General features: G+C 38.1%; 8 protein-coding genes and 1 pseudogene. All 9 read right to left on the minus strand.

Going from position 1 to position 9,471, the window contains the following annotated elements; genetic code table 11:
* Positions 1–48: 48 nt before the first annotated feature.
* The 9 genes and pseudogenes from PROCOU_RS10645 to PROCOU_RS10680 all read right to left on the minus strand — a co-directional run bounded on the left by PROCOU_RS10645 (position 49) and on the right by PROCOU_RS10680 (position 9,112).
* Positions 49–918 carry a competence protein CoiA family protein gene (locus PROCOU_RS10645; protein ID WP_051994350.1) on the minus strand — a complete coding sequence of 290 codons (870 nt, stop codon included), beginning with the start codon at positions 916–918 and terminating at the stop codon, positions 49–51.
* Positions 894–1,160 (minus strand): competence protein CoiA family protein, encoded by a 267-nt coding sequence (locus tag PROCOU_RS19480; RefSeq protein ID WP_051994351.1) that lies wholly within the window; start codon positions 1,158–1,160, stop codon positions 894–896. The genes PROCOU_RS10645 and PROCOU_RS19480 overlap by 25 nt, the downstream gene beginning before the upstream one ends.
* 136 nt (positions 1,161–1,296) lie before the next feature.
* A complete protein-coding gene (gene mecA, locus PROCOU_RS10650) occupies positions 1,297–1,950 on the minus strand; it encodes an adaptor protein MecA (protein WP_036072278.1) in 654 nt (217 codons plus the stop codon).
* Between the two features lie 296 nt (positions 1,951–2,246).
* Positions 2,247–2,642, minus strand: coding sequence for a transcriptional regulator SpxA (gene spxA, locus PROCOU_RS10655; protein WP_036059428.1), 396 nt, complete (start codon positions 2,640–2,642; stop codon positions 2,247–2,249).
* 433 nt (positions 2,643–3,075) lie between these two features.
* Complete coding sequence (locus PROCOU_RS10660) at positions 3,076–4,041, minus strand: ABC transporter ATP-binding protein (RefSeq protein ID WP_036072281.1); 966 nt, start codon at positions 4,039–4,041, stop codon at positions 3,076–3,078.
* Positions 4,034–5,113: an ABC transporter ATP-binding protein gene (locus PROCOU_RS10665; RefSeq protein WP_036072282.1), complete on the minus strand. Its 1,080-nt coding sequence runs from the start codon at positions 5,111–5,113 to the stop codon at positions 4,034–4,036. The genes PROCOU_RS10660 and PROCOU_RS10665 overlap by 8 nt, the downstream gene beginning before the upstream one ends.
* Positions 5,114–5,130: 17 nt before the next feature.
* Positions 5,131–6,150 carry an oligopeptide ABC transporter permease gene (gene opp3C, locus PROCOU_RS10670; RefSeq protein ID WP_036072284.1) on the minus strand — a complete coding sequence of 340 codons (1,020 nt, stop codon included), beginning with the start codon at positions 6,148–6,150 and terminating at the stop codon, positions 5,131–5,133.
* A 2-nt stretch (positions 6,151–6,152) separates the two neighbouring features.
* Entirely contained in the window at positions 6,153–7,079 is a 927-nt protein-coding gene (opp3b, locus tag PROCOU_RS10675) for an oligopeptide ABC transporter permease (RefSeq protein WP_036072286.1), read from the minus strand.
* Positions 7,080–7,442: 363 nt separating this feature from the next.
* Positions 7,443–9,112 (minus strand): annotated as a pseudogene (locus tag PROCOU_RS10680) (peptide ABC transporter substrate-binding protein).
* Positions 9,113–9,471: the final 359 nt, after the last annotated feature.

The following is a 9,471-nucleotide window of genomic DNA, read 5'->3' on the forward strand; positions in this document are numbered from 1 at the left end:
AATTACTTCTTCATTCATTATGAGCTAATCCAAATGAAAATGCAAAAATCAGATATCCAAAAAATACGCCTCATCATTCACCAGTTCTTTCATCTGCCTAGACATCGTATAATATCCCGCACTACTTCTCCGTAAAATTCCTTGCTTACAAAGAAATTGCAAATATGCTAAACAAAGCTCAGTACGGTCCTCATCCCAAATAAGTGGCATAGGAACTACATTTTTCACAAAAACCGTGAGCAAGTGGTCCAACTGAAAAGATTCCTCACAATCCATCCCTCGAAAAAAATCACGCCATAAATAAAACTGCCACTCCATCGCCGGTGTCTTCACTCTAAATTGCATGGGTAGTACAACACCAATCTCTATTGGCAAGTGCTGCAAATAATACCCCTGTTCATACAAATCCTTTAGAAACAAACTCTGCTTCTTAAATCGCGTATAGAAATAACACTGTTTCTGCCTCTCAAAAGCTAAATCCCGCTTCACATAAAAAGTCGCATACTTAATCCGCCCTATCGCTTTCTTAATCACATCAAATCCCACACGTCCATCAAACGTCATTGATCGCGCATAAAAACGATTTATTGTATCCATCGTAATATGATATAGCAACGTCCAACAATTTATTTCCGGCAAATATTGCACTAAATAATATCCTAAATTCGATTTCTGCTTAATAAAGGCCTGCTGAAAAGTCGTCAAATAATATCTCCCCTTTACCATCCGAATATCTTGGCCAAGAATCCAATGGACGCCAAGTCCTGCTAGATGATAATCTTCCGTTCTCTGTCGCAATTCATGCACAGGAACTGTAGAACACTGATATTCGATGACAGTGCGTTCGTCCACAAGAATATCCGCCTGGCGCTTTATGCCACGTAAATATACCTCTACATCGGCTTGAAAATCTTGCAAGATAAGCCACTCCAAAAATATTTTTTCCCACTCAAATGTCGTTCAGACTCACCTTCCGAAGCAAATCGGCACTTACTAGAGGCTAGATGTGAAAAATGAGGTATATTAATCTCACCTGCCTTCAGAATTAACTTCTCTTCACAACAGCCACACGTATACTGATTATTCCCTGCTTTCAAAAAAGCCACATTCCCCCGTGTAACAACAATATCTCGTCCATCTTGATCTTTTGCGGTAAACATAGTCATCACTGCCTTTCACAATCTGTATATTAACTATATTCGCCCTATCCTTCATAATTCCTCCCTACTATTCAATAAACGCAAAAAGACTCGATTCACGTGTTTTTCACAACGTGAATCGAGCCAAAAAGCTTTTTTAGTTAAAATATTTCTTTACTTGAGGCAAAGCAGGATCATCAAAAATAACTTTGGCATATTCGGCAAGAACATACCCAGTCAAATTTGTTTCATCACCGTACTCTAATAAAATACTGACTACATTATCAATGTTTTTTTCATCAAATTTCGCTTCAGGAAACTCCACGTAAAGATAATAACTATCTTTGTAGTGGTACAGTTTCGTTGATAACTGATCAAGCCCAGTCGCTTTAGACAAGGTAATCAAGTCTTCAAATTCGCGGAACTGCAAAATAAATTCTAACGTATCATCGTCCCCACCGTCAGTAATTTTGGTAGGAGTAAAATGCTCTTCTAATAGTTTCTCAATACGCTCCTCGGCTAGTTCATCCGCTTGATCCATATTAATCTCAAAACCAGATTCACCTTTACCTAGGTTAGCCTTCGTAACTAGCACTTCTAAACCGTGCTTCAAAGCTTGTACCTGAATCCAGAGCGGTCCATCAGGAGAGAACTCGTCTTCATACTTAAGCTCATCCATCATATCCCAGAAAAGCTCCTCACTTTTCTCGCGGTCATACCAAATTTCTTCATGGTTAAATCCGCGTTCTTCCAGATCCATATAAGAGATATAAAACTTTATTGTGTTCTCATTAATACGTTCAATTTCCATCGTCACACACTCTCCCTTCCATCTTTAACATTGACAATGAAGGGTAATTCATTTGTTGTTAATTTCATTGTAGCCTACTTCAAAAAAATGGCTAATGTTTGATTTTACTAAGAACCATTATTTTATTGAAGAATACCATCTTAGCCTATATTTACCCATAATTCAAGAGTAGAAACTCCCTAATTGCTCAAAAAAGCCTATATTTATAAAAAAAATTATGATAATAACCCATCAAAAATCCTAATATGCTCCAAAAAAACTACCAATACCTAAAAAGCATTGGTAGTCCAATAAGATTAGTTAACCAGTTTTTGCGCTTCACGCAATTGGTACGTACGAACGCGACGTGGTAAGAAACGACGAATTTCATCTTCGTTATAGCCTACTTGCAAACGTTTCTCGTCAATAATAATTGGGCGACGTAGCAAACCTGGATTTTTTTGGATTAACTCAAATAATTCTTGAAGCGGTAAACTATCTAAATCCACATTTAATTTTTGGAATGTCTTAGAACGTGTGGAAATGATTTCATCCGTACCATCCTCTGTCATTCGTAAAATTTCTTTAATTTCGCCTAAACTTAGCGGCTCCGAGAAAATATTTCTCTCTTTGTACGGGATATCATGTTCCTCTAGCCATGCACGAGCCTTGCGACAAGACGTGCAACTTGGTGAAGTGTATAACGTTACCATTAGACATTCACACTCCTTATTGGTTTATTGTTTCATTCAATGTAACGAATTTCCTAACAATATATCTATTGGAAACGATCTCTTTTAAGACCTACTTTCATTATACACCAAAATAGCAAAAAGCAATACACTATTTTAAAAAAAAGTTATCCAACTCACACAGATTGAAAGTTGCTCGTTATATGTATGTTACCCTTACTATACCGCTTTAAAACAAGAATTCGATGAAAAAATAAACCTTTACATTAAAAATAAATGAGAATTTTGTTAAAATGCTACCAGAAAAGCCACCCTGAAAATTCAGGATGGCTTCAGCGTGTCGACAAACACTTATCTCCGTCGTTAAAGTCTGCGCGACCTATGCTTGACTTTACCTAGAATCTAAACACTTGCCGACACGCTAAGTTTTATTTAGTGGAAAATTATATATTGACTATTCTATAGTTTCAGTGGCTTCCGCGGTCAATTTGGCATGCTTCTCTTGGTAGGTAGCTACTTCCTCAGGAGAGCAATAAACAAAATGACCTGGTGCAATTTCACGCATCTGCAAATCTTCATTTCCAGTATAATTATGAATCGCAGGATCATATGTTTTACGTATACGAGTGCGCTCATAGTTAGGATCAGGTAATGGAATCGCAGAAAGTAGTGATTCTGTATAAGCATGTAACGGTGCGCGGTACAAATCATCAGCTGGTGCTAATTCCACCAATTTACCAAAGTACATAACGCCGATACGGTCACTAATATATTTAACCATTGACAAATCATGTGCAATAAATAAATAAGTTAAACCTTTTTCTTTTTGCAACTGTCTTAATAAATTCACGACTTGTGCTTGAATCGAAACGTCTAGTGCAGAAATTGGCTCATCGGCAATGATGAATTCTGGTTGAACAGCAAGCGCACGAGCAATCCCGATACGCTGGCGCTGACCACCGGAGAATTCATGTGGATAACGCCCAGCATGTTCTTTGCTCAAACCAACCGTTTCTAATAGCTCATATACTTGATTCGTTAACTCAGATGGTGTTTTGGCTAAGCCATGAATACGAATTCCTTCTGCAATAATGTCCTTTACTTTCATACGCGGATTAAGCGAGGCATATGGATCTTGGAAAATCATTTGCATTTTGCGACGAAATTCGTGCATTTCTGTACGTGATTTACGACCATGCACGTTCGCGCCATTGTACAATACTTCGCCGTCTGTTGCATCATAGAGGCGAATAATCGTACGTCCAGTTGTCGATTTACCACAACCAGATTCTCCTACAAGACCTAGTGTCTCTCCTTTATAAATATCAAAAGAAATACCATCCACAGCACGAACTTCACTTGACTTGCCTTTATTAAAGTATTGCTTTAGATTCTTAATTTCAAGTAGTTTCTCAGCCATCTACTTCAACCCCCTTCGCGTGAACAGCTTGCATACCAGGATGTTCCGTTGCAAATTGTTCTTGACGACGTAATACGGCATCAGGAGGCGTTACTTCTGGTGCGTCTGGATGCAATAACCAGGTCGCTGCATAATGCGTGTCAGAAACTTTATACATTGGCGGCTCCTGTTCTAAATCGATTTGCATCGCATACCTATTACGAGCCGCGAATGCATCCCCTTTTGGAGGATCCAACAAATCAGGAGGCGTACCTGGAATAACAAACAATTCCTCCTCGTCCGTATCCAAAGTTGGCATCGAGCTAATAAGTCCCCACGTATATGGATGTTGTGGATTATAGAAAATCTCATCAACTGTCCCGATCTCAACGATTTTGCCACCATACATAACTGCTACACGATCTGCTACATTCGCAACAACACCAAGGTCGTGCGTAATGAAGATAATCGACGTATCAATCTTCTTCTGCAAATCTTTCATCAAGTCCAAAATCTGTGCTTGAATCGTAACATCGAGCGCTGTTGTAGGCTCATCGGCAATCAGAATTTGTGGGTTACACGCAAGCGAAATCGCAATAACAACACGTTGACGCATACCACCAGAGAACTGATGTGGATACTGTTTCAAACGCTCTTCTGCATTTGGAATACCAACTAATTGAAGCAAACGAAGCGCTGTTTTCAACGCTTCTTTTTTGCTAATTTTTTGGTGTTTGATGATCGGTTCTGCAATTTGTTTGCCGATGGTCATTGTTGGATTTAATGAGGTCATCGGATCTTGGAAAATCATCGAAATTTCTTTCCCACGAATTTTTTGCATTTGTTTTTCAGATGCTTTCGCGATATCTATACCGTTAAATAGGATTTCTCCTGATTTAATTTTGGAATTGCTTTCTGGTAATAGGCGCATGATGGACTTTGTTGTTACGGATTTACCCGAGCCAGACTCACCAACAATAGCTAGTGTCTCACCTTTAATAAGATCAAAGCTCACGCCACGGATTGCTTTTACTTCACCAGCATACGTATGAAACGAAATATGCAGGTCTTTTACTTCTAATAGTTTTTCCATTTTTCCTCACCTCACCTTTAATCACGCATTTTCGGATCAAACGCATCACGTAAGCCGTCAGCAATTAAGTTAAATGCAATCATGATAATACATAGTACGAGCGTTGGATAAAGAACCATGTAAGGTAGTACTTGCAATGTCTTGTACCCTTCACTAATAAGCGTTCCTAGAGATGCTTGTGGAGCTGGAATACCTAAACCGATAAACCCTAGGAAGGCCTCGAAGAATATAGCACTTGGAATACTAAACATAACATTGATGATGATAACACCAGATACGTTTGGCAACAAATGCTTGAATAAAATACTAGGCGTCGAGCCACCAAGTGTTTTAGAAGCTAATACAAATTCTTGATCTTTTAATTTCAAAACTTGTCCACGCACAACCCGGGCCATCGTTATCCAACTGGTCATGGCAATCGCAATGATAATGGACATAATACCGGGGTCTAGTACGAGCAGCATGAGGATAACAACAACTAAGTTTGGTATCGCCGAAGCAACCTCCAATATACGTTGCATGACATTATCGACACGTCCACCTGAGTAGCCAGAAATCATACCGTACGTTACACCAACTATTAAGTCAAAGAACGCAGCTACAAAACCAATAAATAGTGATATTTGCGTCCCTTTCCAAACACGTGTAAATTGGTCACGGCCAAGTGTATCCGTTCCGAACCAATAATACGTCCCCTCAGGTACATTTTTTTGTTTATAAACATCTACTTCTTCCCCACCAATATTTTGCTTACCATTCCAAAATGGCATATTCTCAAACCCTTGAACTTTAGGTGGCAGTGAAGCATTTGCTGTCGTTTGCTCTGAATACGTGTACCCAGAAATTAGTGGACCAACAAAAGCCATAATAACAATAAGGGCAAGCACAATAATACTTACTAACGCAGCTCTATTTTTTCTAATGCGAATCCAAGAATCTTGCATAAATGTAAGGCTTGGACGAAGAATTTTCTCGTGTTCTGATTCTTGCATATGCGCGGGCTGGAATAATTCTTTTGAAATTTTTGGTTCTGCCATAATTATTTACCTCCCGACACACGGATACGAGGGTCAATCAATCCGTAAAGAATATCTACCACTAGAATAACGAAAACAAGCATACCCGCGAAGAGTAGCGTAGTTCCCATAATTACAGGATAGTCGTTGGTTTGTATAGATGAAACAAACTGGCTTCCGATACCTGGAATACCAAAGATATTTTCAATAACAAGTGAACCTGTCATCAAGGCTACAGTAAGTGGCCCAATAACAGTAATAAGCGGAATCAAAGCATTACGAATAGCATGTTTCCATGCAACCTCAACTCGGTTATTCCCTTTGGCTTTAGCGAGTAACACATAATCTGAACCAAACACATCAATCAGCTCTGTTCTCATAAAACGAGCGGCGGTAGCGAGTGGGAACATGGCAAGCGCGAGTGCAGGTAAAATGGTGTACTCGAACGTACCCCAACCAGCTACTGGCAACCATTGTAGTTTAGCTCCAATCCAGTATTGTAGCATAGCAGCAAATACGAAGGATGGTATCGATTTCCCAAGTATCGCAATAAACGTACTGGTATAATCCGGCCACTTATTCTGGAACATAGCCGCAATAACACCTAGTATAATACCAAATAGTAATCCGAAGACAATAGCCTCAACAGCAATTGTAATCGATGGGCCAATTAAATTCCCTAGTATTTCTGAAACAGGACGATTATCCAATTGGAAGGATACCCCTAGATCCCCCTGCAATAAGCCTCCCATGTAGCGAAGGTATTGTACTGGTACTGGATCATTTAGTCCGTACTGGTCGTTCATCATTTGAATTTGTTCTGGTGTCATTTTAGCTTCATTTCTATACGGTGAACCTGGTAGATATTGCATTAAAATGAATGTCACTGTTGCAATAATAAACATCGTAATAACCATATATAAGAGCCGTTTCAATCCATATTTAATCATCTCTACACCCCCCGAAAAATTTATTTTGTAGAATATTTTCTTATTTTATCATAAGCCTGCAACCATAGCGAGCTTTGTTTTCTCAATTCACTGTTTTTTAAGCTTGTGCATTTATTTTATCCTGAAAAAGATAATCTGCCCTTTTTCGCGAAGTTTAAACACACCCTTCTCACACCAAAATATACCGAGTTATCTAAAAACTCACTTTGATTATTCTGGACTCGAGCATAATAAACTGAAATCTCTTGTCACTTTACTATTTGGATATGTAACACATCCTTAGTCATCATTAAAAGAGAGAGTATATAGAATATACTCTCTCGAATTACAGTCAAGCATTTCTTCCTTCAATGTGTGTCAAACTTATTTCCCATCAATATATGTTGTTTTGAACGTATAGTCTGGACCAAACGCATTTTTTTGTAAATCTTTTACGTATGGCTGTTGCAAGAATGCTTTCGCACGTTGGTAAAGTGGTTGAATTGCATAATCTTCTTCAATTAGGATTGGTTCTGCCTTAAGCATTTCATCCCAACGAGCTTGTGTATCGCCTGCAAGCGGACCTGCTGCTTGATCGATAATTTTGTCATAAGCTGGGTTAGAGTAGCTCATTCTGTTTTGTGTGTTACCTGTTCTGAACAAGTTCAAGAATGTTGATGGATCTTGATAATCAGGACCCCAAGCGCTTAGAGAGAAGTCGTAATCTTGTTTTTGGTCATTCGCTAAACGGATTTTAAATGGTACATTTTTAAGTGCCACTTTAAGGCCAGGAAGATTTTTCTCCCATTGGTTTTGCAAGAATTCACTTGATTTCTTAGCATTTTCAGTATCATCACTTGTAAACTCAAGATTTAGAGAAGTAACACCTAACTCTTTCAAACCTTGTGTCCATGCTTTTTTCGCTTCATCTAAGTTATAAACGCCAACATCGCCAACTTCATCACGGTAGTCTTTATTATCTTTAGGATCGAAAGTGAATTTCTTAGGTACTAAACCATTCGCTGGGATAGAACCATTTTGTAGAACTGTATCCACGTAGCTTTGTTTATCAACAGATAATGCCAATGCTTTACGGATATTTTTTATTTGCTAACGGTGTTTTCTTACCGTTACGTTCTTGGTTAAATTTAATGTAGAATACAGAAGATTCTTCTTCTACAGCGTAGTCATCTTTATTTTTATTCTGTACAGCATATTCAGCTGATAATAGCGCTTTATCAAGTTTATTCGTGTTGTATAAGTTCACGCTAGTTCCAGGATCTTGTACTACTTGTACATTGATTTTATCAAGTTTAACTTTGTCTTTGTCATAATATTTGTCATTCGGTACGAACGCCCAAGTCTTACTTGTTCCGTTCCAATCCGTTAATTTGAATGGTCCATTGTAAAGGATACTATCACTATCTAAAGCATATTTGTCGCCTTTACTTTCAACATACTTCTGGTTAAGTGGGAAGAATGTTGGGAATGCTAATAATGAATCAAAGTAAGCTGCTGGTTGAACCAGTGTCACTTCTAATGTATTGTCGTCAACTGCTTTAATGCCTAATTCAGAAGGTTTTTTTCTCACCTTTAATGATTTCAGTAGCATTTTGAACTAATCCATCAAATAAGTAGGAATAAGTTGCTGCTGTTTTTGGATCAACGGCGCGTTGCCATGAATATACGTAATCTTTTGCTGTTACTGGATCTCCGTTTGACCATTTTGCGTCATCACGTAGTTTGAATGTATAAACCTTTTTGTCATCGCTCACTGTTGCTTTCTCAGTAACGCCTGCAGGTTGTGCCACGCCGTCTTTGTCAAGTGCGTAGATACCTTCATTTGTTTGGTTAATTACGTTTAATCCAACTGCATCGTCTGCTTTTGTACTATCCGCCGATGGAATAAGTGCTGATTCCATTAAGTTTAATTCTTGTTTGGAATCCTTTGAGCCTCCACCAGATTTGGAATCGCTTCCGCCTCCACATGCTGCCAGTACTAAGCTTAGTACTAATGTTAATCCTAAAACTAAAAACAATTTAGATTTTTTCATTAGTAAACCTCCCTTTTTTATTTTTCAGAAAAATCATTTCGATTACTATTATACTCTAAAAATTTAAGCTTTGTAAATTATTTTTTCGAAATATACGAAAACAAGGATGAAAGTTATAAGTTATTGCAAAATTAGCGCAAGATAACCCAATTAGCCTATTACGCACTTTTCATGTTTATAAAGACTAACGAAATCATTTAACCAGACTATCTTACAATTAACTTTTCCCTTTTATTAAGTTTTCTGAATAAATAAATCGATTAAAATAATATTTCCCAAAGCTTCACTGTTTCAAACATGCTATGCACTCGAAGACAGTTTTAATTTTTGAAAGTATAGTCACTCGAAAAAACAATCCA

The organism is Listeria rocourtiae FSL F6-920, from assembly GCF_000525975.1.
Taxonomy (GTDB): domain Bacteria; phylum Bacillota; class Bacilli; order Lactobacillales; family Listeriaceae; genus Listeria_A; species Listeria_A rocourtiae.

Coding starts and splice junctions, on each gene's coding strand:
- PROCOU_RS19480 (WP_051994351.1), bottom strand. CDS start 1,160: ATGTTTACCGCAAAAGATCAAGATGGACGAGATATTGTTGTTACACGG.
- mecA (WP_036072278.1), bottom strand. CDS start 1,950: ATGGAAATTGAACGTATTAATGAGAACACAATAAAGTTTTATATCTCT.
- spxA (WP_036059428.1), bottom strand. CDS start 2,642: ATGGTAACGTTATACACTTCACCAAGTTGCACGTCTTGTCGCAAGGCT.
- PROCOU_RS10660 (WP_036072281.1), bottom strand. CDS start 4,041: ATGGCTGAGAAACTACTTGAAATTAAGAATCTAAAGCAATACTTTAAT.
- PROCOU_RS10665 (WP_036072282.1), bottom strand. CDS start 5,113: ATGGAAAAACTATTAGAAGTAAAAGACCTGCATATTTCGTTTCATACG.
- opp3C (WP_036072284.1), bottom strand. CDS start 6,150: ATGGCAGAACCAAAAATTTCAAAAGAATTATTCCAGCCCGCGCATATG.
- opp3b (WP_036072286.1), bottom strand. CDS start 7,079: ATGATTAAATATGGATTGAAACGGCTCTTATATATGGTTATTACGATG.